We start from the raw sequence: 26,079 nt of genomic DNA, 5'->3' as shown, positions 1-26,079 counted from the left end.
GCCCGTTTTTATTGCGGCCGCAATTTGCGGCAAAGCTTTCATCCTTTTCCGCTATGACATTGCCGCATGCTGCGCGTTCTGACCCTGGCCACGCTGTTCCCCGATGTCACCCGGCCCAATTTTGGGGGGTTCGTCGAACGGCAAACCTTGGGACTGGCCGCACTGGATGGCGTCGAGGTGCGCGTCGTCGTCCCGATCGGTATCCCGCCTTTCCCCCTTTCGCTCCACCCCACCTATCGTTCGCTCGCGCGCCTGCCGTTGCGCGAGGACTGGAAGGGGTTGGCAGTCGATCGGCCGCGTTTTGTGAACCTGCCGGCGACACGGGGGCGGTTCCATGTCGGTGCGCTGATCCGGTGCCTGACGCCGCATCTCGACGCGCTGCGGGCGACATTTCGCTTCGATGTGATCGATGCCGAGTTCTTCTTTCCTGACGGACCGGCGGCGGTGGCGCTGGGGCGGCGCTATGGCGTGCCGGTGTCGATCAAGGCGCGCGGGGCCGATATTCATCATTGGGGCCATGCCCCGGCGACCGCGACACAGGTCCGCGCGGCCGGCGAGCGTGCCGATGGCTTGCTGGCGGTTTCGCAGTCGATGGCCGAGGATATCGCCGCCACCGGGATCGACCGTCCGGTTCGGGTCCATCGCACCGGGATCGACCGCAGCCGGTTCGGCACGATCGATCGGATGGCGGCGAAGGCGCGGCTTGGCGTAACCGGCCCGCTGGTCGTATCGCTCGGCGCGTTGATCCCACGCAAAGGTCATCGCATCGTGCTGGAGGCGGTGGCGGCCTTACCCGGTGTGGGGTTGTGGATCGTCGGCGGTGGTCCCGATCAGGCGTCGCTGGCGGCGCGCATCGCCGAACTGGGCGTCGGCGACCGGGTGCGGCTGTGCGGTGCCATGCCGCATGACGCCCTGCTCGACCTGCTGGCGGCGGCGGACGTCATGGCGCTGGCGTCGTCGTCGGAAGGGCTGGCCAATGCGTGGGTCGAGGCGCTTGCCAGCGGGACGCCGATCGTCATTCCCGATGCCGGCGCGGCGCGCGAAGTCGTCACCCGTCCCGCGGCGGGGCGAATCGTCGCGCGCGATGCGGCGTCCTTCGCGCAAGGGATTGCGGCGATCTTGTCGCAGGCCGCCGATCCGGCGGCGACGCGGGCGACGGTCGATGCCTATAGCTGGGAGCGCAACGCGTCGGAGCTACGCGACCATCTGGCCGGACTGGTCGATCAGAAGGGGTAGAAGGCCGCCGCGATCCAGCGACCTTCGTCGCGCAACACGCCCCATGCGCGCGCCGCCGCCCGGCTGTCCATCGCCTCGATCCCCAGCCCCCGCGCATCGAGCGCGCGGACCAGTGCACGCGGCGGCTGGCGCAGGGTAGCGCCGGTGCCAAGCAGCAGGAACTCCGGCACCGGATCGATCGCCAGTACCGCCGCCAGCGCATCGGCGTTCAGCGCCTCGAACGTGGGCGGCTCCCACAGATCGGCGCGTTGCGGCGTCATCAGCAGGGCGGGGTAGATGCCGTCATCGACCCGGAACCCGCCGGGGGTCAGGCCCGAAACGACCGGACCGTCGCCCTTGCGGGTCCGGTCGAGCTTCACCGGGTGCCCTTCTGCGGGACCGGTTCCTTGACCGTCCCCTCCCCCACCGGCGCGCCGGGCTGCAGCCCCAGCGAGATCAGCAGCGACGACGACACGTAGATCGACGAATAGGTACCGACGATCACGCCGAGGATCATGGCGGCGGTGAAGCCACGCAGCACATGGCCGCCGAACACGATCAGCGCGGTCAGCGCCAGCAGGATGGTCAGCGAGGTCATGACCGTCCGCGGCAACGTTTCGTTGACCGACAGATCGATCAGCTCGCGCATCCCCATCTTGCGGTATTTGCGCATGTTTTCGCGGATACGGTCGTCGATCACCATTTTGTCGTTGATCGAATAGCCGATGATGGTCAGCACCGCCGCGACGATGGTCAGGTCGAACGGCATCTGCGTCAGCGCGAAGAAACCGAGCGTCATCAGCACGTCGTGGATGATCGCGACCGCGGTCGACACGCCGAACTGCCATTCGTAGCGGAACCACGAAAAGATCGCGATGCCGACGATGGCCAGCAACACGGCGAGCACACCGTTGGTCACCAGCTCGTCGGACACCTTGCCCGACACGGTCGAATAGTTGCTGAACGTCGCGCCGGGGAATTCGGTCGACAGCGCGGTCTTCACGCGTTCGACCAGCCGGTCGGTCGCGCCGGCATCGCCTTCGGGAACCGGCAGGCGGATCGATACGAGCGTGGGATCGGCGAATTGCTGGATCGCGGGTTCCCCCACCCCCAGCCGTTCGATGGTCGCGCGCACCCGATCGATCGCCGGCGGGGTGGCGAATTTCTCTTCGATCGAAACGCCGCCCATGAAGTCGACGCCGAAATTGAGGCCACGGACGAACACCAGCCCGACCGCGAGGATGCTGAGGATCAGCGTGACGGTGAACGCGATCTTCCGCACCGCGACGAAGCGGATGTTGGTGTTGTCGGGGACCAGCTTGATGAGACGCATGACGGCCGGGCCTTAGATATGGATGTCGGTCGGACGGTTGCGGCGCATCCATCCGGCGACCAGCATCCGCGTGAAGGTGACGGCGGTGAACACCGAGCTGGCGATCCCGAGCAGCAGCACGACCGCGAAGCCACGAATCGGGCCGGAACCGAGGATCAGCATGATGAAGCCCGCAATCGCGTGGGTCACGTTCGCCTCGAAGATCGTGCGGCTGGCTTCCTTATACCCCAGTTCGAGCGACTGGAGCACCGAACGCCCGCGCCGCCGCTCTTCGCGGATGCGCTCGTTGATCAGCACGTTGGCGTCGACGGCCGTACCGATGGTCAGCACGAAGCCGGCGATGCCCGGCAGCGTCAGCGTCGCCCGCAGGAACGCCATGACCGCGAGGATCATCAGGATGTTCAGCACGACCGCGATCGTCGAATAGATGCCGAACCGGCCATAGGTCATGACCATGAACGCGATGACCGCCACGGTGGCGATGATCGCGGCGGTGACGCCTGCCTTGATCGAATCGGCACCGAGTTCGGGGCTGACGGTGCTCTCCTGCACGACGGTCAGGTCGACCGGGAGCTTGCCCGAGCGCAGCGCAATGGCGAGTTGGTTGGCACTGTCGACGGTGTAGCCGCCGGTGATCTGGCCCGAACCGCCCATGATCGCCGTCTGGATATTCGGTGCGGAAATCACCTGGTTGTCGACGATGATGGCGAACGGCTTGCCGATATTTTCCTGGGTGACACGCGCGAAGCGACGGCCACCTTCGGCATTGAAGTTGAACGACACCGCCGGCTTCTGATTTTCGTCATAGGTCTGGCGTGCGTCGGTCAGCTGGTCGCCGCTGATGATCGTTGCCCGCTTGACGGCGATCGTCGCGCCCGGCCCCTGCGACGGATATGGCAGGATCTGGCTTCCGGCCGGTGCCTGTCCGCGCGCGACCGCCTGCGGATCGGCGGTCAGGTCGACCAGCTTGAATTCGAGCCGCGCGGTCTTGCCGAGCAGGTCCTTCAGCGCCTTCGGATCGGACAGGCCGGGAACCTGCACGACGATGCGGTTGGTACCCTGCTGGATGATCGTCGGTTCGCGGGTGCCGAGTTCGTCGATACGACGGCGTACGACCTCGGTCGCGTCCTTCATTGCATTCTCGACGGTCAGCCGCAGCCCGGCCTGGGTCGGGGTGAGTACGAAACGCGTGGTGTCGCGCACTTCGATGTCCCATTCGCGCTGGCCGGTCATGCCCGCGCCGCCGCCGGTCAGGCTGAGCAACTTTTCGCGTGCGGCATCGACCTGGCTGGCATCGCGGACCATGAAGCTGATCTGCCCGCCCCGGGTCGAGATATCACCGATCGCGACGCGCGGCTGGCGACGCATCTCGGTCGAAATGCGTTCGCGCATGGCTTCGATCTGGGTCGCGGCGACGTCTTCAGTCTTCGCTTCGAGCAGGATGTAGCTGCCGCCGGCGAGATCGAGACCGAGATTGATCGTCTGCGACGCATACCATGAAGGCAGCTTCGCCCGCATCGCTTCGGGCAGCAGGCTCGGCACGGCGAACAGCGACAACAGGATGACGGATGCCCAGATGGCGATCCGTTTCCAGCGCGGAAAGTCGAGCATCAGTCGTTCGCGGGCTTGGCGCCGGCGGGCGGCGTGACTTCGGCGATGGTCGCCTTGACCACGCGGACGCGAGTGTTGGCCGCGATCTCGACCTCGACGAACGTGTCCTCGACCTTGGTCACCTTACCGATGATGCCACCGGCGGTGACGACGCTGTCGCCGCGCTTCACGGCGGCGATCGTTGCCTGCAGCGTCTTCATCCGCTTCGACTGCGGGCGGATCAACAGGAAGTAGAAGGCGACGAAGATCAGCAGCAGCGGCGCGACGCCGATCAGCGTGCCGAGGATACCACCCGACGCCGCGGGCGCGGCGGCGGACTGGGCGAAAGCGGAAGGTACGAGCATTGCTGGCCTGAATGTCCGAGATAGCGGACGCCGCGAACACGGCATCCTGTCAATTGCGGGCAGCTATCATCTGCTTACGTCCCACGCAACATTTGCCCGCTCGCACGCTTCGGGCTTGCATGGGCCGCAAACCCGGCCTAAAGGCACGCCCTCTCTGATCGGGGCGTAGCGCAGCCTGGTAGCGCATCACACTGGGGGTGTGGGGGTCGCAGGTTCGAATCCTGTCGCCCCGACCAGAGAGTTCGGACGAATCACTCGCCCTCCCCCTTATTTCGCCGGCACTTTTACCCGCAGCACCGCGTCGGGCGCGTCGTGCAGCCGCAGGGTCAGCATGTCCTGCGTGACGGGCACATCGACCGATCCGCCGACGAACCCGGCGGGCAGCGGCGTCGCATTCTTCATGTCCGGGGTCGTCCCGATCGCGGCGACGACGAACAGATCGCGCCCGCTGACCGTACAGCGTTCGCGACAGGCGATGCCGGTCAGCACCGGCAGGCGGACCAGCGTTCCCAGCGGCTGCCACGCCCCTGCCGCACCACCGCGCCACGGCCGGAAGCGGAGCGCCCCCGCTGCGCCTGCGCCGAACGCCGATTGCGGTGCGATCGTCGCCACTGCGATATCGTCGCCGACCCGCTGTACCGCGCCCGACGCGATAGTCAGCCGCCTGGCGACGTCGCCGTTCGCGATCTCGATTCCCTCCTCACCGCCGCTCAGACCACCGGCGATCCGGGTCGAGAAGGTCAGCGACGCGCCGGTCGGCACCAGCCCGTCGGGCAAGTCGATCGGTAACGCACCAGCGGGCAGCGCGTAAGCGACGCGCCGGTCGAGCAACGTCGCGACCGGCCGCGCCGGAGCGACCGTTACGGCGACCGTTGCGGTACGGCCATCGCGCAGTTGCGCCGCCGCGCTGTCCGCCGGTTCGGTCACCACCTGCTCGGCGGTCAGCGTCAACCGATCGCCCTCCCCGACCCGCGTCAGCGCACCTGCGGCAAAGCGCGTACCGCCAAGCGTCAGCCCGGTCACCTGATCGAGCCGCGCCCCCTCCAGCACGCCGTCCCGGTCGCCGGCATGGATCGTGAACCGATCGAGTCGGCTCGGCTCGGCGCGGCCGGTCAGCGCGATCTGATCGGGCGCGACCGCCCCGAACCGGACGAGGGTCAGCGTCATCGGCCCCGGCCGTGTTTTGCCGAGCGGCAGTGTCACGTCGAGCGCGTCGGGGGCGGCCGATTTCCATGGGAGCGAGCGGCTGAGCCAGCCGGCATCGCGCAGCGTCAGCCCGGCGACGCACGCCGCCGCCCCGCCGCGCAACGACAGCGGATGGTCGCGCCCGACGATCACCGTCGCATCGGGCTGCGCGGTCCACGCACCGGGACCGTCGAGCTGCACCGGCACGCGCGGACCGCTGAACGCGTCGAAGCCCCAGCGTCCCTGCACCACCGCCTCGGTCACCGGCCCTGCCGCCTGCGGCGCGCCATTGGCCAGCACCAGCCCGCCACGCTCGGCATCGGCGGTCAGCGGCAGCGTCGACACCCGGCCATCGGCGGCGGTGACGCGCAGCACCAGATCGCGTGCATAATCCGTCGCGAACAGCAGCGACGCGTCGTCGATCGGCAGCACCAAATCGGGCCGGGCCAGACACAGCGCGCCCGACGCACTCGATCGCCACAAGGGCGGCGGCGCGGCGCCGATCGGCGGCAACGGTGCGACCAGCACCGATCGCGGGTCCTGAAACGACGGGGCGCTGTTCAATTGCAGGTGGATCGCCTGCCCCTGCCCCAGCGCCAATGCCGGAAGATATTGATATTGGGCGGTACGAAACGCCCCGAACAGCCGCGCCAGATCACGCGCCAGCCCGATATAGGGGCTGTAATAGCCCGCCCCGCCCTCCCGCGTCGCCGCCACGCGGTACGCAAGATCGACCGGGGTGCCGGTCAGCGTCTCGGTCAGGGTCGCGCCGCGCTGCGCCTGCAACACCAGCGAATCGCGCTGCTGGGTCAGGCACGCCGCCTGCAACGCGCGCTGGCGCAGCAGGCAGTCGGCGTTCAGCTTGATCCGCAGCGCGTCGGCCAACACCGGCGCGGCGGTGGCGAGCCGTTCGGGCGCACGCTCACCGATCCGGCCGATCGCGCCGACGAACGCGTCCAGCCGCTGCCGGTCGAGCGATGCCTGATACAGATCCTGCGCCGCACGGACGAACACGCCCGGCCGCCCGCGTACCGCGCCGCGCACCGCCGAAAAGCCGCCGCCGGCTTCGGGGGCGAGGAACAGCAGCACCTGTTCGGCGCCCTCGGGCACCGTCACGGTCAGGACGTTCTTTTTCTTGTTCCACGTCTCGACCGAAAAGAACCAGTCCTTGGGCGGCGGATTGGTCGCCCCGCGCAGGAAGGCGACGACCAGCAGATAGCGTGCTGCCTGATCGTCGGGCAGCAATGCCTTGGCCGTCAGCGTGTCGCCACCACGCAGCGCCGGCACCGCCGCGACCGGCAGTTCGACCTCGCCACGCTTCACCATGACCGACACGTCGGGGCCGGCCAGATCGAACCCGTTCTGCTGGGCCTGCGCGGCATTGGCGAACAGCGCCGACAGCGCGGCGAGCATCAGGAGAACGCGGACCATGCCCGCCCCTATAGCGGACGGCTTATGGCGCGACCAAGGCCGCATCGCGCAAGCCGCGCCAGACGCGGATCGCCTGCACCGTCTCCGCCACGTCGTGGACCCGTACGATCTGCGCGCCGCGCTCGACCCCGGCTAGCGCCAGCGCGACCGATCCGCCCAGCCGCTGGTCGGCCGGTGCCTCGTTCGACAGCGCACCGATGATCCGCTTGCGACTGGCACCCAGCAGCACCGGGCAACCAAGGCCGTGGAACAGCGCCAGACCGTTCACCAACGCCAGATTGTCCGACAGTGCCTTGCCGAAACCGATGCCGGGATCGACCACGATCTTCGCCCGGTCGACTCCGGCGGCGACCACCGCCTCGACCCGCGCCTCCAGCCAGTCGAACACGTCGAGCAGCGGATCGCGATAACCGTCCCCGCCGTGCGGCCCCTGCGCAGGCGCGGGCGAATGCATCAGCACCACCGGGCATCCGCTGGCCGCGACCACCGCCAGCGCGCGCGGATCATAGGCGAGCGCGGCGACGTCGTTGACCAGATGCGCGCCGGCCGCCAGCGTCGCCGCCATCACCGCCGCCTTGCGCGTGTCGACCGAGATCGCCACCCCCGCCGCCGCCAGCCGCTCCACGACCGGCACGACACGGGCGATCTCATCGCCCTCCCAAACCGTCGCCGCGCCGGGCTTGGTCGATTCGCCGCCTAGGTCGATCAGCGCCGCCCCCGCCGCCGCCATCGCGACGCCGACCGCGGCCGCACCGGCCGGATCGTCGACATGGCGTCCGCCGTCGGAAAAACTGTCCGGGGTCACGTTCAGAATCGCCATGACCTGCGGCTGATCGAAGCGCAGCACGCGCTCGCCGAGCATCAGGGGCGCACGGGGCGCTGTAATCCGCCGGTGCAGCAGCCGCGCCCGTTCGGCCTTGGCTGGCGACAGGCTGGCCACCCATGGCTCGAACGCCTCGACCGGGACGATCGTCCGCTCGCCACCCCGCTCGCGCACCTCATAGGCGGCGAACCACAGCATCCCTCCCGCCAACCGCAACGCGCCGCCATCGGGCAGCCCGATCGGCGTGTCGACGAAGCGGACCGGCCGCAGATACATCAGGGCTGCGTCGCGAGCAGCCATTGCTGGCGCAACGCATCGACCGGGGTCAGCCCGTTCGGCCCCTCGCTATGCCAGAAGGTCCAGCCATTGCACGTCGGCGCATTCTGCAACGTCGACCCGAGCTTGTGGATCGACCCCGCCGCGCCGCAATCGGACAGCAGCGATCCATCGGCCAGCACCGTCGCCCGGAACCGGCGCTTGGCATCCATCACGATCGATCCGGCGGGCAGCAGGCCGTTTTCGACGAGCACCCCGAACGCGACGCGCGGCGGCTTGGTCGGCGCGCGCATCGCCCGGATCGCCGATTCGTCGAGCGGCAGCGCCGCCTCGATCCGCGCCGTCGCCGCCTCGACATAGGTCGCGTCGCGTTCGATGCCGATGAAGTGCCGCCCCAGCCGCTTGGCGACCGCGCCGGTCGTGCCGGTGCCGAAGAACGGGTCGAGCACGACGTCGCCGGGGTTGGTCGACGCCAGCAGCACGCGGTACAGCAGCGCCTCGGGCTTCTGCGTCGGATGCACCTTGGTCCCGTCCTTGCGCAGCCGCTCCGGCCCGCCGCAGATCGGAAATTCCCAGTCGGACCGCATCTGCAGTTCGTCGTTCAGCGTCTTCATCTGGCGATAGTTGAAGGTGTAGCGCGCCTTTTCGCCCATTGATGCCCAGATCATCGTTTCATGCGCGTTGGTAAAACGCGTGCCCTTGAAATTGGGCATCGGGTTCGACTTGCGCCACACAATGTCGTTGAGAATCCAGAAGCCCTGGTCCTGCACGATCGACCCGACGCGGTAGATATTGTGGTAGCTGCCGATGACCCAGATCGTGCCGGCGGGCTTCAGGATGCGGCGCGCCTCGGCCAGCCAGTCGCGGGTGAACTTGTCATAGGTGGCGAAGCTGTCGAACTTGTCCCAGTCGTCGTCCACCGCATCGACCTGACTGCCATCGGGGCGCAGCAGGTCGCCGCCGAGTTGCAGATTGTAGGGCGGATCGGCGAAGATGCAGTCGATCGAATTCGCCGGCAGCGAGCGCATCGCGTCGATGCAGTCGTCCATCAAGATGCGGTCGAGCGGCAGCGTGACCGTCGCGGGGGCCTTTGCCCGGATTTTCGTCGCTACCATCGTCGCCAGTCCCCCTTGAATCGGCTCCATTTCGGGGAATTGGCGAGTCGCGGTCAAGAGGGAATGCTTGACTCCCGCGTCGTGCCGGATTCGTTCCGGCGACGAATCGAGTCGCGGCAGGCTAGATATGGAGTCTCGGAGCAGTTGTGAGACTCCATATCTGGTAGCCCACCGTTCGTCGCAAATCCTCCCCGGCACGGGGAGGATTTCAAACAAGCATTGCCTGCGCGACCGGCGCGAAGCTGCGGCGGTGGAGCGGCGTCGGGCCGAGCGTCCGGAGCGCCTCCAGATGCACCTTCGCCCCGTACCCCTTGTTCGACGCCCATCCGTACCCCGGATGCTCCACGTCCGCCGCGATCATCATCGCATCGCGCGTCTGTTTGGCGACGATCGACGCCGCCGCGATCGACAGGCTGATCGCATCGCCGCCGACCACCGCGACGCTCGGGTGCGACCAGTTGGGACAGCGATTGCCGTCGACCAGCACCATGCCGCACGCCATGCCCAGCGCGTCGACGGCGCGTTCCATGGCGAGCATCGTCGCCCACAGGATGTTGAGCCGGTCGATTTCCTCGACCGATGCGATGCCGACGCCGATCGTCGCGCAGTCGAGCAGCCGGGCATGCAGATCGGCACGGCGCTTCGCACTCAACTGTTTCGAATCGTTGAGGCCATCGGGGATGCAATCGCGGTCGAGCACCACCGCCGCCGCGACCACCGGCCCGGCCAGCGGGCCGCGACCCGCTTCGTCCACTCCCGCCACCGGCCCGACATGGCGCGCCTCGTGGCTCCAGTCAGGCATCGGCGATGCGCCATGGCGGAAAGCGCCGCATCTCGCCCGCCTGATACAGGCAGACCTCGTTGCCCGCCGGATCGAACAGCCGCGCCTCGCGCCAGCCCCATGGCCGGTCGATCGGCTCCTGCGCGAACGATACGCCCTGCCCGCGCAGATAATGGACGATGACGTCGAGATCGCCGACCTCGAAATAGACCGCCGGCACCTTGCGTTCCTCGGTCATCTCGATCGAGAAGGTCGCGCCCCCTTCGGTCTCGAACCGGGCATAGCGGCGGCTGGACCGGACGATGGGTTTGAGGCCCAGCAGGCGGTAGAAATGCTCGCTGGCCGGCACGTCATTGGCCGGCACCGTCACTTGGTTCAGCATCGGCGACCAGCGTGACTGGTTGAGGTCGAGCCGTACCCCCTGCTGTGCCATCGGCCCTGCCCCGCGCCCCAGTTCGTCGGCCCCCAGCATCGCGATCCGCACGAAGCTGCGCGCGCGGCCGATCGCTTCGGCCAGCGTCCATTCCTTGGCCAGTTCGCACGCGATGGCGGTCGACAGCGTACAGCCGGTGCCGTGCGTCGCCATGCCGTCGACGCGCGGTGCCGACCATTCGACCAGCGGCGCGGTGCCCGCCTTGCGCTGGTGGAGCCGGTCGATCACGACCTCACCCTCGCCATGCCCGCCCTTTTCCAGCAGCGCGCAGCCGTGACCCAGCACCGCATCGGCCCCGCCCAGCGTCTTGAGTTCGGGCAGGTTGGGCGTCGCCACCGTCGCCACCGCCATCAGCCGTTCGAACGCCGCGACCGTGGCTTCGTCGGCCAGCCGCGCGCCGCTGGTCGCGATCATCACCGGATCGAAGACGACGGGAATGCCGGGCAGGTCGCGCAACCGGTCGGCCAGCGCATGGGCGGTGCGCGCCGATCCGATCATGCCGATCTTGACCGCATCGACACCGATATCGCGGACCACCGCATCGATCTGCGCCATGACCATGTCGGTCGGGACCGGATGCACGGCATCGACGCCCAGCGTGTTCTGCGCGGTGATCGCGGTGATCGCGGTCATGGCGTGGCAGCCGAGCATCGTCGCGGTCTTGATATCCGCCTGGATACCGGCGCCCCCGCCGGAGTCGGAACCGGCGACGATCAGGATGCGGGGTGTGGTCATGGGGGTGGCGTTAGCAGCGGTAAGGAGCCGTTAAAAGTCCTCCCCGCCCGCGGGGAGGGGGACCGTCCGTAGGAAGGTGGAGGGGGTTTGCCGCGCAACGCAACGGTTCCGTATGCGGATACCCCCCTCCACCAGCTTCGCTGGTCCCCCTCCCCGCGGAGCGGGGAGGATTTACTTGCGCCTGGTCGGGCGGTCGACCAACTCACCCCGGCAGTTCGGGCACACCTCATCCAGTTCGTCCGCGCAATCGGCGCAAAACGTGTCCTCCCGCGAACAGATGAACGCGCCATGCGCCGCCGCCGGCAACGGCGCGGCGCAGCGTTCGCATGCCGGCTTCATGTCCAGCATCAGGCCGCCGCCTGCCGCACCGCGTCGCAGATGCGATCGACGACCTGTTCGACGTGGCCGGCATCGTCACCCTCGGCCATGACCCGGATCAGCGGCTCGGTCCCCGACGCGCGCAGCACCAGCCGTCCGCGCCCGGCCAGTTCGGCCTCGACTCCGGCAACAACTTCCCTGACGCGCGGATCGTCGAGCGGCTTGCCGCCGGCGAAGCGGACATTCTTCAGCAATTGCGGCAACGGATCGAACCGGTGCAGCACCTCGCTCGCCGGCGCACCGGCGCGCCGCACCTCGGCCAGCACCTGCAATGCGGCGACGAGGCCGTCGCCGGTCGTCGCATAGTCGGACAGGATGATATGCCCCGACTGTTCGCCACCGACATTATATCCCGACGTCCGCATCTTTTCGAGGACATGGCGGTCGCCGACCGCGGTGCGGACCAGCCCCAGCCCCTGTGCCGACAGATGCCGTTCGAGGCCGAGGTTCGACATGACCGTCGCGACCAGCCCGCCGCCCTTCAACCGTCCGGCGCGTGCCCAGCTGGCGGCGATCGTCGCCATCAACTGATCGCCATCGATCACCCGACCCGCTTCGTCGACCACGATCAGCCGGTCGGCATCCCCGTCCAGCGCGATCCCGATCTGCGCGCCCGACGCGACCACCGTTTCCGACAGGAGTTGCGGCGCAGTCGATCCGACGCGGTCGTTGATGTTCTTGCCATTGGGCGTCACGCCGATCGCGATGACCTCCGCGCCCAATTCCCATAGCGCGGAGGGGGCGACGTTGTAGGCGGCCCCATTGGCGCAATCGATCACCAGCTTCATGCCGTCGAGCCGAAGATTTTCGGGAAAGGTCGACTTGGCGAAGTGAATGTAGCGGCCGCGCGCATCCTCGATCCGCTTGGCACGGCCGATATCGCCCGGTGCCGACAGGTCGATCTCGCTGTCGATCAACACCTCGATCGCCAGTTCGTCGGCGTCGGACAGCTTGTACCCGTCCGGCCCGAACAGCTTGATCCCGTTGTCGTGGAACGGGTTATGGCTGGCGGAGATCATCACGCCCATATCGGCGCGCATCGAATGGGTCAGCATCGCCACCGCCGGGGTCGGCATCGGTCCCACCAGCACCACGTCCATGCCGACCGACGTGAAGCCCGCAACCATCGCGTTTTCGAGCATATAGCCCGACAGCCGCGTGTCCTTCCCGATCACCACCCGGTGGCGGTGATCGCCGCGCCGGAAATGTGCGCCCGCCGCCATGCCGATCCGCATCGCCATCTCGGCGGTCATCGGCCGCGCGTTGGTCAGCCCGCGGATACCGTCGGTTCCGAAATATTTCCTTGCCATCGTCCCATACGCCTTCAGGTTGAGCCTTTGCGTGGCGCGGCTATTACCGCCACTTTGTTAAAAGGGCGAGCATGTCGCAGGCGACACGAATTTTGGCGGGATTGGGTGCCGGGCTGGCGCTGGGCATCGTGCTGGCCGGGCAATCACCCGACACCGCACTGTCGGGCATCGCCATCGCCGAACCGATCGGGACCGCATGGCTGAACGCGCTGCGCATGACGATCGTGCCGCTGGTGGTGGCGCTGCTCATCACCGGCATCGCGCAGACGGCGGAGGCGGCGCGGGCCGGGCGGATAGCGACGCGGTCGTTGCTGCTGTTCATCGTCATCCTGTGGACATCGTCGGCGCTGGGCGCGCTGGTCACGCTGTCGCTGCTCGACATCTTTCCGCTGGGCGAGACCGCCGCACAGGCGCTGCGCGCGACGTTTGGCACCGCCGCCCCGGCCGCGAAGGTCCCGCCCTTCACCGATTTCCTCGTCGCGATCGTGCCGACCAATCCGGTATCGGCGGCGGCGAACGACCAGTTCCTGCCGCTGATCCTGTTCACGCTGGTGTTCGGCTTTGCGATGACGCGGTTGCCGCAGGACAACCGCCATGTGCTGGTGCGGTTGTTCCAGGCGATCGCCGATACGATGCTGATCGTCATAAACTGGGTATTGTGGCTGGGACCGATCGGCGTGTTCGCGCTGGGGTATGTCGTCGGCGCGCGCGCCGGTACCGCGGCGTTCGGGGCACTGGTCCATTATGTGCTGGTGCTGATGACCGTCGGCCTGTCGATCTGGCTGCTCGCCTATCCGCTCGCACGGTTCGGCGGACGGGTGTCGATCGGCCGTTTCCTGAAAGGCACCGCCCCGGCACAGGCCGTCGCGATCTCGACGCAGAGCTCGCTCGCGTCGCTGCCGGCGATGCTGAAGGGATCGGGCGACCTTGGCGTACCGGTGGCGACGTCGGGCGTGGTGCTGCCGATGGCGGTGGCGTTGTTCCGTGCGACCGGGCCGGCGATGAACCTCGGCGTCGCGCTCTACGTCGCGCATGTGTTCGGCGTGCCGCTGGGTGCGGGGCAGATCGCGGCGGGAATCGCGGCGGGGGCGATCACGACGATGGGCGCGGCGAGTTTGCCGGGGCAGATCAGCTTCGTTTCCTCGATCGCGCCGATCGCGGTGGCGATGGGTGTGCCGGTCGAACCATTGGCGCTGCTGGTCGCGGTGGAGACGCTGCCCGATATCGTCCGGACGCTGGGGAATGTGACGATGAACGTCGCGGTGACGACGGTGATCGGCGAGCGGGTCGGCGGGGAACGGATGAGCGAGGCCGACGCGATTCTGGCGGAAGGCTGAAATTCTCCCCGGCACGGGGAGGATTTTCGCGTTCCGCTCGCGGCAGCGATCCGGAACGTCCCTTCCGCCCCCCTACTTCATCAACACCAGTTCTTCGGCCATCGTCGGGTGCAGCGCCACGGTCTGGTCGAACTGATCCTTGGTCAGCCCGGCCTTCACCGCGATCGCCGCCGCTTGCAATATCTCCGGCGCGTCCGGTCCGATCATGTGCAGCCCGACGATCCGCCCGGTCACGTCGTCGCAGATCATCTTGTACAGCGCGCGTTCGTTACGCCCGGCCAGCACGTTCTTCATCGGGCGGAAGTCGGACAGATAGACCTTGACCGATCCCAGCTTCGACTTCGCCTCGCCCTCGGTCATGCCGACGCCGGCCATCGGCGGATGGCTGAACACCGCTGCCGGGATGCAGTCGTAATCGATCGTCACTTCTTTGCCACCATAGGTCCGGTCGGCGAACGCCTGTCCTTCGCGAATGGCGACCGGGGTCAGCTGCACGCGATTGGTGACGTCGCCGACCGCATAGATCGACGGGCAGGTCGATTGCGCATGATCGTCGACCTGCACCGCGCCCTTGTCGTCCAGCGTGACGCCCGCCGACTCCAGCCCCAGCCCGTCGGTGTTCGGCACGCGCCCGGTCGCGAACATCACCATGTCGACGGTGACCGGCTCATGGTTCGACATCTTGACGGTCAGGCAGCCATCCTCGCCCTTCTCGATCCCCTCGAACGCAGCGTGGAAGCGGAACTCGATCCCCTTGGTCATCGAGATTTGCAGCAACCGGTCGCGGATCGATTCGTCATAGCCGCGCAGGATCACGTCGGTGCGGTTGATGAGGGTGACGTGCGCGCCGAACTGATGGAACACACCGGCGAATTCATTGGCGATATAGCCCGCGCCCGCGATCAGGATGCGCTTGGGGATCGCGTCGAGATGAAAGGCTTCGTTCGACGTGATGCCGTGTTCGGAACCGGGACAGTCGGGCACCGCCGGCCGCGCCCCGACCGCGATCAGGATGCGTTCGGCGGTCACTTCGCGCCCGCTGGCCAGCTTCACCGAATGCGGGCCGGTGACGGTCGCGCGCTCATGAATGATCTCGACGCCGTGATTTTCGAGCGTGCTGGTATAGGCACCGTTGATCCGGTCGACTTCGCTCAGCACATTGTCGCGCAGCCGTTGCCAGCTGAAGTTGCACTGCGCCGGCACGTCCCATCCGAACGCGTTCGCATCGCGCAGATCCTCGGCGAAATGCGCGCCGTACACCAGCAGCTTCTTCGGAACGCAGCCGCGAATGACGCAGGTGCCGCCGACGCGATATTCCTCGGCCACCGCCACTTTCGCACCGTGCGCTGCCGACACGCGGGCGGCGCGGGTACCGCCCGATCCCGCGCCAATAACGAAAAGGTCGTACTCGTAATCGCTCATGCAAGTCCTGCCCGTGCCAGAAGGTCGTTGGTCGACGCATCGAACGTCTGACCACCGCGATCGGCTGCCTTCGCCATTTCCTTGCCCAGCTCGACGCCGAACTGGTCGAACGGATTGATGCCGAGCAGCGCCGCGTTCACGAAGGTCCGCGCTTCGTAGAACGCGATCAGCGCCCCCAGCGTGCGGGCGTCGAGATCCTGCAACAGGATCGTCGACGACGGCCGGTCGCCGGCATAGGCGCGCGCCGGATCGTCGTTATGCTTGCCCGCCATCAACGCCGCACCCTGTGCGAAGGCATTCAGCAGCAACTGCCGGTGATGGCCGGGGTCGAGCGTATCGCCCGCCTCGACCACCGCGACGAATTCGAGGGGGACGATCCGCGTCCCCTGATGCAGCAGCTGGAACACCGCATGCTGTGCATCGGTGCCCACGCCACCCCAGGTGATCGCCGCCGAATTGCGGCCGAGCGGCTCGCCGGCTGCCGTCACCGACTTGCCGTTCGATTCCATTTCGAGCTGTTGCAGATACGACGGCAGCAGCCGCAGCCGCTCGTCATAGGCAAAGGTCGCACGCGTCTCGCACCCTGCCACCTGCGAATAATACAGGTCGGCAAAGGCAGCGAGGACCGGTGCGTTCTCGCGCAGGTCGGCGAGGCGGAAGTGGCGGTCCATCTCGGCCGCGCCTTCCAGCAATTCTTCATAGGCCTGGAAGCCCAGCGCCAGCGCGAACGGAAAGCCGATCGACGACCACAGCGAATAGCGGCCGCCCACGCTTTCCATGAACGGCAGCACGCGGGTTTCGTCGACGCCCCATTCCACCGCCTTGTCCGGCGCGGCGGTCAGCGCGATGACGCGGCCATAGGGGTCCTCGACCCCGCCTTCGCTCATCCATGCCAGTGCCGACCCGGCGTTCAGCATCGTCTCGGTGGTGGTGAAGGTCTTGGACGCGATGACCAGCAGCGTGGCGGCCGGATCGAAGCCCTTGAGCGCCTCCTCCATCGCCACGCCGTCGACGTTCGACACGATCGCGACGTCGTACTTGTCCTCGTCGCGACCCAGCGCGTCGAAGATCAGGTCGGGGCCGAGCGCCGATCCACCGATGCCGACGTGCAGGATGTGGCGGACCGGGCCGAACGCATCGGCCTCGATCGCGTCGATCACCTGCCGCATCCGCGCCTGGAACGCGCGCGCCTGCGCGACGTCCTCGGGATTGCCCTCGCCACGTTCGGCGGTGTGGGTCGCGGCGCGGCCCTCGGTGACGTTGATGACCTGTCCGCTGAACAGTGCGTCGCGCTTGGCGGCCAGTTCCATCGTCGTCGCCAGCCCGGTAAAGGCCGAGAGCACGGCATCGTCGAGATGCGTCTTGGCAAAATCGAAATGGATGCCGCCGACGTCGAGCGTCAGCTTGCCCAAACGGTCGGGGTCGTTCGCGAACAGTTCGGTCAGCCCGGTTTGCTTCAACGCTTCGATCGCGGACCAGTCCTGCATCGCCATATCGTGCCTCATCTGTCGTCGGTTGACTTGCCGACTGCCCTAGGGCGGATGACCGGGGCAGGTCCACACCCTTCTATCGTCACCCAATCGCTTGACGCCCCGCCCCGCCCCCCGCATGGGCGAAGCATGGCTCTCGACACCGTCCCCGCGACTCCCGCCAGCTCCAAGCCGAAGCGTTCGGAAGGGGCGGACCTGATGGTCTTCCTGCTGAAGCTGGCGATCGTGGTGTTCATCATCCGATCGTTCCTGTTCTCGCCCTTTTCGATTCCGTCTGGGTCGATGCAGCCGCGGCTGCTGATCGGCGACTATCTGTTCATCACCAAATGGAATTACGGCTATTCGCGTTATTCGCTGCCGTGGAACCTGCCGCTGATCCCCGGCCGCATCCTGCCGCGCACCCCGGCGCGGGGCGACGTGGTGGTGTTCAAGGCACCGCCGACCGCCAGACAGGATTATATCAAGCGCGTGATCGGCATTCCCGGCGACACGGTGCAGATGCGCGGCGGTCAGCTGTTCCTGAACGGGAAGGCGATTTCGAAGCAGCGCATGCCCGATTTCGTCGTGCCGGTGTCGCCCAACACCGACTGCGCGTATGAATTCCAGCGCGTCGTCGCCGAAAAGCCGGTCTGCGCCTATCCGCAATTCCGGGAAACGCTGCCGGGCGGAAAGAGCTACAACGTCCTCGACCTCGGCACGACCGAAGCCGACGATACCGGCGTGTTCACCGTACCGACCGGCCACGCGTTCCTGATGGGCGACAATCGCGACGACAGCGCCGACAGCCGCTTCCCCGCGCGCGAAGGCGGCGGGATCGGCATCGTGCCGCTCCAGAATATCGAGGGCAAGGCGGTCGTGAACTTCTTCTCGACCGACGGCTCGGCGCAGTGGCTGCTGCCATGGACGTGGGTTTCGGCGGCACGGTGGAGCCGGATCGGGGAAGGCTTCTGAGCGACGCCCTGACCCGCTGGGTCGAACAGGCGCTGGGCCGCGCCCCGACCCGCATCGACGAATATCAGCGGGCGCTGACCCATGGCAGCACCGCGCAGGCGACCTATGAGCGGCTCGAGTTTCTCGGCGACCGCGTGCTCGGCCTGTCGGTCGCCGAATGGCTGTACGAACGTTTTCCCGCCGAAAGCGAGGGCGCGCTCTCGAAACGGTTCAACGCGCTGGTCACCGGCGCGGTCTGTGCCGACATCGCGCGGGCGATCGGCGTCGTTCCCCATCTGAAACTCGGCAAACAGGCGCGCGACGATGGCGCGGGCGACAGCGACAATGTGCTGGGCGACGTGATGGAGGCGCTGATCGGTGCCTTCTATCTCGACCACGGCCACGATGCCGCGCGCGCGCTGGTCCGCAACCTCTGGTCGTCGCGGATCGATGCGCAGCTGCGCGTACCGCGCCACCCGAAATCGGCGTTGCAGGAATGGGCTGCCGCTCATAACCGCCGCCCGCCCGAATATGCGATCGTCGACAAGAGCGGCCCCGGCCATGCCCCGCGCTTCACCGTCCGTGTGACGATCGGCAAACTCGCCGCGGTCGAGGCGACCGGCACGTCGAAGCAGGAAGCCGAGACCGCGGCGGCAAAGGCAATGCTGGCGCAACTCGGCGGATAGGCCGGTCCCGCTGCCCGGTGTCGGACAGCGCCCGGCCCTGTCGCCTTATTTCGCCGCGCCGGTCTGCTTGTCGAATTCGGCCTTGGTCACGTTCAGCATCAGCCGGTTGCCCTTGACCGCGAACACGTCCGCCGGGATCATCGCCCGCGAACTGCCCGACAGCAGTTGGACACCCTCGGGCTTCACCGCCTCGATCGTGCCGAGCGCCGCGCCCGACGAATCATACACGTTCGCACCGACCAGCAGATCGGCGGCGACGGCCGGAACCATGCGATTGGTGTTACGCCGCGTCGGTCGGGCATTGGTCGTCGTGCCCGCTTCGTCGCGCAGATTGTCGAGCGCGAATTGCTGATCGCGATCGCTGGTGGCGCTGCGCGACGTATCGTTGCCCAGCCGGCCGTCGGTCGACGGGGCAGCACCACCGGGGGTCTGGGCCTGCGCCGCGCCCGCACCGAATATCAGCGCCGCCGCGACCAAAGCGAACCTTGCCGTCATGCTTCTCTCCTATGTCTATCGCATCGGACGATATTGTTTGCGCTAACGCTACGCCCACGCGCCCGACGTGGCAAAGGTTTCCGTCGTTACCGGCCACCCAGTACCCGCAACTCGATCCGCCACCACCCGATCGCCCACAGCGCGCCGAACAGCCACCCGGCCAGCACGTCGCTGGGCCAATGCACGCCCAGATAGACCCGGCTGACGCCGATCGCGACGACCAGCAGCACCGCCGCCGTCATCGCAAAGGCACGCGCCGCCGGACGCCGCAGCAACGGCCATGCCAGCGTCGCCAGCGTCAGATAGACGATCGCCGAATTGGCGGCATGGCCGCTGGGGAAACTGTTCGACGTCTCCGTCATCAGATGCGGGACCAGATCGGGCCGTGCCCGCGCCACCCCATGCTTGAGCGCCACATTGGCAAGCATGCCGCCGGTACAGGCCAGCGCGACCAGCGCCCCGGTGCGCCACCGCCCCATGCTGGCCAGCAGCAGCGTGACGAAGACGATGACGATCGTCAGCACGGTCGTACTGCCCAGCGCGGTGACGTCGCGCACCATCGACGCGAAACGTGCCGAACCGAGCGGTGCGCCATCGCTTCCGCGCAATGCCAGCAGCAACCGCCGGTCGAGCGCGAAGGTATCGCCCTCCACGACCCGCGTCCCCAGAAAGAATAGGACCAGCAACAGGCATCCGGCGATCGCGATGCCGATGATGCTCCATGGCAACCGGCGGGACGGACGGGGTTCGGGGCGCAGCGGATCGACCATGCCGACCGAACGCGGCACGCGACGAAACGGACGCCCGTCGCCACGTACAATCGCTTCAGGCAGCGGCCGGCAGCGCCGCCGGTTCGATCGCGCCCGGAATACGGAACTGCGCCAGCGACCGCGCAAGCGCATCGGCCCCGGTCAACAACCGGGCCAGCGTCTCGCCCGCCTCGCCCGCGGCCACCGCATTGCGTTCGGTGACGCCGGCGATGTCGCGCATCCGCCCGTCCACGTCCTGCACGTCGCGCGCCTGCCGCTCGGCCGCGCCCGCCAGATCGGTGACCAGCGTCGACATCTCCTTCACATCGCGCAGGATCGAGGCCAGCTTGCCGCTGGCCGCCCCGACCAGATCGACGCCCTCGACCGCGCACGACCGGGCGGACGACAGCGACTGGGCGATGTCGTGGCTCGCCACCCGCAACCGCGTGGCGAGCTGACTGACTTCGCGTGCGACGACCGCGAAACCATTGCCCGCCGCGCCGGCACGGGCCGCCTCCATCTGCGCGTTGAGGGCCAGCAGATGCGTCTGTTCGGCGATCGAGCGGACCAGCCCGCCGATCGCGCCGATCTGTTCCGAACTCTCGTCGATCCGTGCCATCGCCCGCACCGCCTCCGCCACCGTCCGGCGCGACTGTTCGGCGGCCTGCCCGGTCGAATGCGCAACCTCGGCGACCCGCCGAACCCCGACGGTGTTGCGGTCGATCAGGGCCGTGACCTGCGTCAACCGATCGCCGACCACGCCGATCGCGTCCGACTGTTCGATGGTCCGCTGGGTCAGTTGTTCCGCGACGACGACGACGCTGCGCGTCTCGCAGTCGACCGCCCGCACCATCTGGTCGACCCGGGCCAGCAAGCCACCCAATTGCGCCAGCGCCGAATCATAATCCTGTTTCAGCACCGCCGCGTCGCCCGACAGTCCGGCGTGCAGGCGGAAGGTCAGGTCGCCCCGTGCGATCGCCGCCAGCCCCGCGCCGATGATGCGGATGGTATCGCGGTCGCGCTCGGCATCGATCCGGACGCGCCGGGCCGCATCCTCGGCGTCGCGGGCATGGGCATCGGTCAACCGCCGCGCCTCGGCTTCCAGCCGTTCGTTCTCGATGCCGGCGAGGCGAAAGACTTCCAGCGACCGGCCGATCCGTCCGATCTCGTCGCGCCGCTTGCGATGCTCCGGCGGTACGCTCCCCGCGAAATCGCGCCGCGCCAGCGCGTCGACGATGCCGGTCAGCCGCGCCAGTGGGACCGCGATCGATTGTGTCAGCAACCATCCCATCGCCGCCGCGATCGCCATCAGGCCGATCCCGCCCCCGCCCAGCGCGATGAAGGCGTGGTTCATGGTCTGGTGCAATTCCGCCTCGCGGATGGCGATGCGCCGTTCCTCGCTGTCGCGTACCGCTTCGATCATCCTGTTGATGTAGGTCACGCGCGCCTTTGCGCCGGCCGCGATCAGCACTTGCGCTGCTCGTTCCCGCCCGCCCGGCTCGCGCGCCATCGTCACCAGCGGGTCGCTGTAACGCCGGTTCCAGTCGGCAAAGGCGGTGACCGCGTCGCGCAGCAAGGCGCGCTGTTCCGGCAGGTCGACCAGCGTCGACAAGGTCCGCATCGACCCGACGAACTGCGCACGCCCTTCGTAATAGGTGTCGAGATAGTCGAAATTGCCGGTCAGCAGCACGCCGCGCAGTTGGGAGTTGACGCGGATCACGCCCTTTTCGGCGATGTGCGACAGGCGGATGATCTTGGCGCTTTGCTGATTGAGGTCCGCCGATCGGTGGATCGAATCGATCTGGTGCGCGACCAGCGCGATCATCACGATCGCGGTCGCCAGCAGGATGCCGAACGCGATCGTCAGCTTCGTGCGCGTGGAGCCGTCCCGAAACCGGATCATCGCTCTTTGCACCCGCATCAACGGTCCCATCCCCTTTGCCGGTCCCTTGGCCGTCGCCACCGACCGGACCGCTTCGGACGCCCATCTCGCGATACCATTTTCTCGGCCAAGATACGCGAAGATGGCTAACAAGCGCCTAACGCGACGATGAACTGTTCCGCAAAGACCAGGCAGGGTCGTCGTCATCGATTTTCGACCACCGGTCTTTCCATTGATTACGCTCTTAACCAAACGACAAATAAATCCTGCCAGATCGCATCAACGATAATTGCGGGGAGGATGAAGATGGGTCTGGGTCTGTCGACGACGGCAATGGCATGGGTATTGGCCGCGGCACCGGCGCTTTCGACGGAGCCGCCGCAGCAACCGGCGGGTGCGGATACCGTGACGACCGGCGTTGCCAAGGGCCGCGACCGACTCGACAGCGCGACCTCGACCAGCGTCCTGCGCGAAGCCGAGATCGCCAAGCTGGCACCGCGTTCGATCGGCGAACTGCTGCGCGACATTCCAGGTGTGCTGGCCGAAGCACCGACCGGCGAGGGCATCTCGAACATCACCATTCGCGGCCTGCCGCTATCGTCTTCGGGCGCGAAATTCATCCAGTTGCAGGAAGACGGCCTGCCGGTGATGGAGTTCGGCGACATCGTCGGGGCCAGCGCCGACACCGCACTGCGCGTCGACCTGAACCTCGCGCAGGTAGAGGCGATCCGCGGCGGCTCCGCATCGACCTTCGCCTCGAACGCGCCGGGCGGCATCATCAACTTCATCTCGAAAACCGGCGAACGCGATGGCGGCGCAGTGGCACTCAGCGCCGGACTCGATTTCGACCAGTATCGTGCCGATTTCGACTATGGCCGCCGGATCGACGCCAATACCCGCTTTCATATCGGTGGCTTCTATCGTCAGGGCGAGGGTGTGCGCCGCATCGGTTTCGACGGGCAGCGCGGCGGCCAGATCAAGGCGAACGTCACCCGCGAATTCACCGGCGGCTATATCCGGCTGTACGGCAAATATCTCGACGACCGCTCGCCATCCTATGATTCGGTGCCACTGAGCATTTCGGGCAGCAACGACGACCCCGAACTGCGCGCCGTCGCCGGCTTCGATCCGACCCGCGACACGCTGTCGACCCGCGCGCTGCAATCCTTCGTCGTGCTCGACGAACGCAACCAGCCGATCGTCGAGGATATCCGCAAGGGCCAGCACGTCCGCCAACTCGCTTTCGGTGTAGAAACCGCGGTGACGCTCGGCGACTGGACGGTCATCGACCGCTTCCGCGTGTCGAGCCGCAGCGGCGGGCTGGTCGGTCCGTTCACCGCACTGTACCTGACGCCGGCGGCGGCCCTCGCCCGGCTCGGCGCGACCGGCGGCAGCTTCCGCTACGCCAGCGGCGCGAACGCCGGCACGTCGATCGCCGATCCGACCGCGCTCAACGGCAACGGGCTGATCGGCATCTACAATATCCGCGACCGGCGGCAGGCCGATGTCGGCAACGTCACCAACGACCTGCGCGCCAGCCGCGTGTGGAAGGTCGGCGACGGCGATCTGACCACCACCGCCGGCTTCTATGCCGCGCGGCAGGCGATCGACACCTCGATCCTGTACGGCACGGCGATCACCGAGGTGAAGGGCGGCGGCGATGCCGAGCTGCTCGACGTCTTCACCAGCGCCGGCGTGGCGCGCACGGCGGGCGGCATCTATGCCCATAACCCGTTGTCGGGCACGCAGCGCCGTACCCTGCGCCTGAACTACAGCGTCAACGCGCCGTTCGCCTCGGCCAATTACAAGATCGGCCGCGTGTCGGTCGGCGGCAGCCTGCGCTACGACGTCGGCAGTGCGAAGGGGCAGGTGTTCGGCGTCGAACTGGGCGGTGGCCGGGTCGGACAGGTTGCCCGCGATATCGATGGCGACGGCGTGATCTCCGCGCCCGAACATCGGGTCGGCGTGACCCCGACGGCACCGGGGCTGGTCGATTATACCTATCGCTACCTGTCCTATTCGACCGGCGTGAACTTCCGCATCGCCGAGCCGCTGGCGGTGTTCGCCCGCTACAGCCATGGCGCGCGGGCAAATGCCGACCGCATCACCTTCGGTTCGGTCATCGACAATGCGACCGGCCGGCTCGCCATTCCGTCCGCCGCCTACGACCCGGTCAAGCAGGCCGAGATCGGCGTGAAATACCGCCAGCCGAACCTGACGCTGAACCTGACCGGCTTCCATGTCGATGCGCAGGATTCGAACATCAACACCTCGACCGGGGCGGTGATCGCCCGCGATTACAATGCGAAGGGTCTGGAATTCGAAGGCGGGTTCCGCATGGGGCTGTTCAGCCTGAACGGCGGCGCGACCTATACCGACGCCACCATCGTCCGCGACCGGGTCGATCCGACCGTCAACGGCAACAAGCCGCGCCACCAGGCCAGCCTGATCTTTCAGGCGACGCCGCAGATCAGCACCGACCGGTTCGCGGTGGGTGCGGTGTTGATCGGCACCACCGACAGCTTCGCGCAGGACGTCAACCTGCTGAAGATGCCGGGCTATGTCACCACCAACGCCTTTGCACAGGTCCATGCGACCGACCGGCTGCTGCTGTCGCTGAACGCCACCAACCTGTTCGACGTGGTGGCGCTGACCGGCATCGACGAGGACCGCATCCCGACCAGCGGCATCGTGCGCGGACGCCTGCTCAACGGCCGCGCCATTTCAGCCACGGCACGGTTCGATTTCTGAAGGTGCGGTGGTGAGCCCGTCGGGATTCGAACCCGAGACCTACAGATTAAAAGTCCGTTGCTCTACCAACTGAGCTACGGGCCCACGAAGCGACGTCCCCTAATCTCGCGGACGGGCGCGGTCAACCAGATGATGGAGGTGCCGCACCGTCCGTCCGCTCACCGGATCGCGCCAGTCGCCCGCGATCCGGACGAGCGGACCGAGCACGAAGTCGCGCTCGCGAAAGCTGATATGCGGCACGGTCAGCCCCGGCCCCGACCAGCATCCCCCCGACCACAGGACGATGTCGAGGTCGAGGACGCGCGATCCCCAGCGCCGCCCGCGCCGCCGCCCGAACGCCTGCTCGATCGCCTTCAACCGGATCAGCAGCGCCGCTGGCGACAGATCGCTGTCGATGAGCACCGCCGTGTTGGCATAGCGTCGCAGCGACGGCCCCAGCGGCGCGCTGCCGATGATCGGCGCGACCGCGCTTACCCCCTTCAGCGCCGCGATCGCCGCGCGGATCGTCGCGGCCGGACCGCCATGCCGCCCCCGCCGGTTCGATCCGATCGCAATCGCATAGGTTGAGGTCGTCATCGCCCGCGCCTATCGCGCGGACATGGAAATCACCACCCCCGCCCCGCTCGACCCCGACGCCGCCGCCCATGACCAGCTCGAAGCCGCGCCCGCCGCCGAGCCGTCCGCTGCCGAGCCGTCGCGCGACTGTCCGCGCTGCCCGCGCCTCGTAGCGCTGCGCGAAACGCTGCGCGTCGAACATCCGACATGGTGGAACGCGCCGGTGCCAGTGCTGGCCGATCCCGATCCGTGGCTGGCGATCATCGGCCTCGCGCCGGGGTTGCAGGGTGCCAACCGTACCGCCCGGCCGTTCACCGGCGACCGGTCGGGGCCGCTGTTTTGGGACACGCTGATCGCCGCCGGTCTGGCCGAGGGCGTCTATACCGGCCGGGTCGAGGACGCGCCGGTGCCCAAGGGGATCGCGATCATCAACGCGGTCCGCTGCCTGCCGCCCGAAAACAAGCCGTCCCCGGAGGAAATCCGCACGTGCCGCCCGTTCCTCGACGCCGATCTGGCGGCGATGCCGTCGCTGCGCGTCGTCGTCGCGCTGGGTGCCATCGCGCACCAGTCGGCGGTCAAGGTGCTGGGCGGTCGCCTGCCCAAGGCGCCGTTCGCGCATCTGGCCGAACATGCCATGCCCGGCGGGCGGACGCTGATCGATAGCTATCACTGCTCGCGCTACAACCAGAATACCGGGCGACTGACGCCCGAGATGTTCGCGGCGGTATTCGCCCGCGCGATCGAACTGCGCGAGGCACGCTGAATCCGCTTGTGCGGCGGCACCGGCCCGGTAGCGTGGCCGGCAGAGAATA

General features: G+C 67.5%; 23 protein-coding genes and 2 tRNA genes. 7 read left to right on the top strand and 18 right to left on the bottom strand.

Annotation, left to right across the window (positions count from 1 at the left end):
• The first annotated feature begins 66 nt into the window (after positions 1-66).
• Positions 67-1,236, top strand: coding sequence for a glycosyltransferase (locus ASE50_RS01375; protein WP_056394645.1), 1,170 nt, complete (start codon positions 67-69; stop codon positions 1,234-1,236).
• Here ASE50_RS01375 and ASE50_RS01370 read toward each other — a convergent pair.
• Genes ASE50_RS01370 through yajC form a run of 4 tightly spaced genes read right to left on the bottom strand, consistent with a single transcriptional unit; the run spans position 1,224 to position 4,503 of the window.
• Positions 1,224-1,595 carry an Mth938-like domain-containing protein gene (locus ASE50_RS01370; protein ID WP_056394643.1) on the bottom strand — a complete coding sequence of 124 codons (372 nt, stop codon included), beginning with the start codon at positions 1,593-1,595 and terminating at the stop codon, positions 1,224-1,226. The two genes, ASE50_RS01375 and ASE50_RS01370, sit on opposite strands and share 13 nt — an antisense overlap.
• A complete protein-coding gene (gene secF, locus ASE50_RS01365; RefSeq protein WP_056394641.1) occupies positions 1,592-2,548 on the bottom strand; it encodes a protein translocase subunit SecF in 957 nt (318 codons plus the stop codon). Before secF ends, ASE50_RS01370 begins: the two co-directional genes overlap by 4 nt.
• A gap of 12 nt (positions 2,549-2,560) precedes the next feature.
• The gene (secD, locus tag ASE50_RS01360; protein WP_056394639.1) at positions 2,561-4,159 is read right to left on the bottom strand and encodes a protein translocase subunit SecD; all 1,599 of its coding nucleotides are present in this window, start codon (positions 4,157-4,159) and stop codon (positions 2,561-2,563) included.
• The gene (gene yajC, locus ASE50_RS01355; protein ID WP_056394637.1) at positions 4,159-4,503 is read right to left on the bottom strand and encodes a preprotein translocase subunit YajC; all 345 of its coding nucleotides are present in this window, start codon (positions 4,501-4,503) and stop codon (positions 4,159-4,161) included. The genes secD and yajC overlap by 1 nt, the downstream gene beginning before the upstream one ends.
• A gap of 159 nt (positions 4,504-4,662) precedes the next feature.
• Between yajC and ASE50_RS01350 the strand changes: the two genes are divergently transcribed.
• Positions 4,663-4,739 (top strand) — tRNA-Pro (locus tag ASE50_RS01350).
• 31 nt (positions 4,740-4,770) lie between these two features.
• Here the strand turns inward: ASE50_RS01350 and ASE50_RS01345 are convergent.
• The 7 genes from ASE50_RS01345 to glmM form a co-directional block, all read right to left on the bottom strand.
• Positions 4,771-7,119 (bottom strand): hypothetical protein, encoded by a 2,349-nt coding sequence (locus tag ASE50_RS01345; protein ID WP_056394635.1) that lies wholly within the window; start codon positions 7,117-7,119, stop codon positions 4,771-4,773.
• A gap of 22 nt (positions 7,120-7,141) precedes the next feature.
• Positions 7,142-8,242 (bottom strand): dihydropteroate synthase, encoded by a 1,101-nt coding sequence (gene folP / locus ASE50_RS01340; protein ID WP_235512086.1) that lies wholly within the window; start codon positions 8,240-8,242, stop codon positions 7,142-7,144.
• Positions 8,218-9,333 (bottom strand): site-specific DNA-methyltransferase, encoded by a 1,116-nt coding sequence (locus tag ASE50_RS01335; RefSeq protein ID WP_056395593.1) that lies wholly within the window; start codon positions 9,331-9,333, stop codon positions 8,218-8,220. The genes folP and ASE50_RS01335 overlap by 25 nt, the downstream gene beginning before the upstream one ends.
• A gap of 208 nt (positions 9,334-9,541) precedes the next feature.
• Positions 9,542-10,135, bottom strand: coding sequence for a ribonuclease HII (locus tag ASE50_RS01330; RefSeq protein WP_056394633.1), 594 nt, complete (start codon positions 10,133-10,135; stop codon positions 9,542-9,544).
• A complete protein-coding gene (gene thiD, locus ASE50_RS01325) occupies positions 10,128-11,282 on the bottom strand; it encodes a bifunctional hydroxymethylpyrimidine kinase/phosphomethylpyrimidine kinase (RefSeq protein WP_056394631.1) in 1,155 nt (384 codons plus the stop codon). Before thiD ends, ASE50_RS01330 begins: the two co-directional genes overlap by 8 nt.
• Before the next feature lie 171 nt (positions 11,283-11,453).
• On the bottom strand, positions 11,454-11,630 hold the full coding sequence (locus ASE50_RS18070; RefSeq protein ID WP_082438714.1) for a DUF1272 domain-containing protein: 177 nt from the start codon (positions 11,628-11,630) through the stop codon (positions 11,454-11,456).
• Positions 11,630-12,970, bottom strand: coding sequence for a phosphoglucosamine mutase (gene glmM, locus ASE50_RS01320; RefSeq protein WP_056394629.1), 1,341 nt, complete (start codon positions 12,968-12,970; stop codon positions 11,630-11,632). Before glmM ends, ASE50_RS18070 begins: the two co-directional genes overlap by 1 nt.
• Positions 12,971-13,041: 71 nt before the next feature.
• Between glmM and ASE50_RS01315 the strand changes: the two genes are divergently transcribed.
• Positions 13,042-14,307: a dicarboxylate/amino acid:cation symporter gene (locus ASE50_RS01315; RefSeq protein ID WP_056394627.1), complete on the top strand. Its 1,266-nt coding sequence runs from the start codon at positions 13,042-13,044 to the stop codon at positions 14,305-14,307.
• A 72-nt stretch (positions 14,308-14,379) separates the two neighbouring features.
• Here ASE50_RS01315 and gorA read toward each other — a convergent pair whose 3' ends face one another.
• Complete coding sequence (gene gorA / locus ASE50_RS01310) at positions 14,380-15,729, bottom strand: glutathione-disulfide reductase (RefSeq protein ID WP_056394625.1); 1,350 nt, start codon at positions 15,727-15,729, stop codon at positions 14,380-14,382.
• Positions 15,726-17,234: a glucose-6-phosphate isomerase gene (gene pgi / locus ASE50_RS01305; protein ID WP_235512084.1), complete on the bottom strand. Its 1,509-nt coding sequence runs from the start codon at positions 17,232-17,234 to the stop codon at positions 15,726-15,728. The genes gorA and pgi overlap by 4 nt, the downstream gene beginning before the upstream one ends.
• Before the next feature lie 114 nt (positions 17,235-17,348).
• On the opposite strand from pgi, the gene lepB reads away from it, so the two are divergent.
• Both lepB and rnc read left to right on the top strand, forming a co-directional pair.
• A complete protein-coding gene (gene lepB / locus ASE50_RS01300) occupies positions 17,349-18,170 on the top strand; it encodes a signal peptidase I (protein ID WP_055995995.1) in 822 nt (273 codons plus the stop codon).
• Positions 18,119-18,835, top strand: a complete 717-nt coding sequence (rnc, locus tag ASE50_RS01295) for a ribonuclease III (protein WP_082438713.1) — start codon at positions 18,119-18,121, stop codon at positions 18,833-18,835. The genes lepB and rnc overlap by 52 nt, the downstream gene beginning before the upstream one ends.
• Before the next feature lie 45 nt (positions 18,836-18,880).
• Here rnc and ASE50_RS01290 read toward each other — a convergent pair whose 3' ends face one another.
• The 3 genes from ASE50_RS01290 to ASE50_RS01280 all read right to left on the bottom strand — a co-directional run bounded on the left by ASE50_RS01290 (position 18,881) and on the right by ASE50_RS01280 (position 21,982).
• A complete protein-coding gene (locus tag ASE50_RS01290) occupies positions 18,881-19,330 on the bottom strand; it encodes a hypothetical protein (protein WP_156347241.1) in 450 nt (149 codons plus the stop codon).
• An 86-nt stretch (positions 19,331-19,416) separates the two neighbouring features.
• Positions 19,417-20,118, bottom strand: a complete 702-nt coding sequence (locus tag ASE50_RS01285) for a phosphatase PAP2 family protein (protein WP_056394619.1) — start codon at positions 20,116-20,118, stop codon at positions 19,417-19,419.
• Positions 20,119-20,155: 37 nt separating this feature from the next.
• Positions 20,156-21,982 carry a methyl-accepting chemotaxis protein gene (locus tag ASE50_RS01280; RefSeq protein ID WP_056394616.1) on the bottom strand — a complete coding sequence of 609 codons (1,827 nt, stop codon included), beginning with the start codon at positions 21,980-21,982 and terminating at the stop codon, positions 20,156-20,158.
• Positions 21,983-22,261: 279 nt separating this feature from the next.
• Here ASE50_RS01280 and ASE50_RS01275 point away from each other — a divergent pair, with 279 nt between their 5' ends.
• Positions 22,262-24,712: a TonB-dependent receptor domain-containing protein gene (locus ASE50_RS01275; protein WP_056394614.1), complete on the top strand. Its 2,451-nt coding sequence runs from the start codon at positions 22,262-22,264 to the stop codon at positions 24,710-24,712.
• Positions 24,713-24,720: 8 nt separating this feature from the next.
• Here the strand turns inward: ASE50_RS01275 and ASE50_RS01270 are convergent.
• Together ASE50_RS01270 and folK are read right to left on the bottom strand one after the other, a co-directional pair.
• Positions 24,721-24,796, bottom strand: a tRNA-Lys gene (locus ASE50_RS01270).
• Positions 24,797-24,811: 15 nt separating this feature from the next.
• The gene (gene folK, locus ASE50_RS01265; protein WP_056394611.1) at positions 24,812-25,288 is read right to left on the bottom strand and encodes a 2-amino-4-hydroxy-6-hydroxymethyldihydropteridine diphosphokinase; all 477 of its coding nucleotides are present in this window, start codon (positions 25,286-25,288) and stop codon (positions 24,812-24,814) included.
• A 22-nt stretch (positions 25,289-25,310) separates the two neighbouring features.
• Here folK and ASE50_RS01260 point away from each other — a divergent pair, with 22 nt between their 5' ends.
• Positions 25,311-26,030, top strand: coding sequence for a uracil-DNA glycosylase (locus ASE50_RS01260; RefSeq protein WP_082438710.1), 720 nt, complete (start codon positions 25,311-25,313; stop codon positions 26,028-26,030).
• Positions 26,031-26,079 lie beyond the last annotated feature (49 nt).

This window comes from Sphingomonas sp. Leaf5, from assembly GCF_001421155.1.
Taxonomy (GTDB): domain Bacteria; phylum Pseudomonadota; class Alphaproteobacteria; order Sphingomonadales; family Sphingomonadaceae; genus Sphingomonas.
The sequence above is the reverse complement of the archived record's forward strand: the minus strand, read 5'-3'. Positions and strand labels throughout refer to the sequence as shown.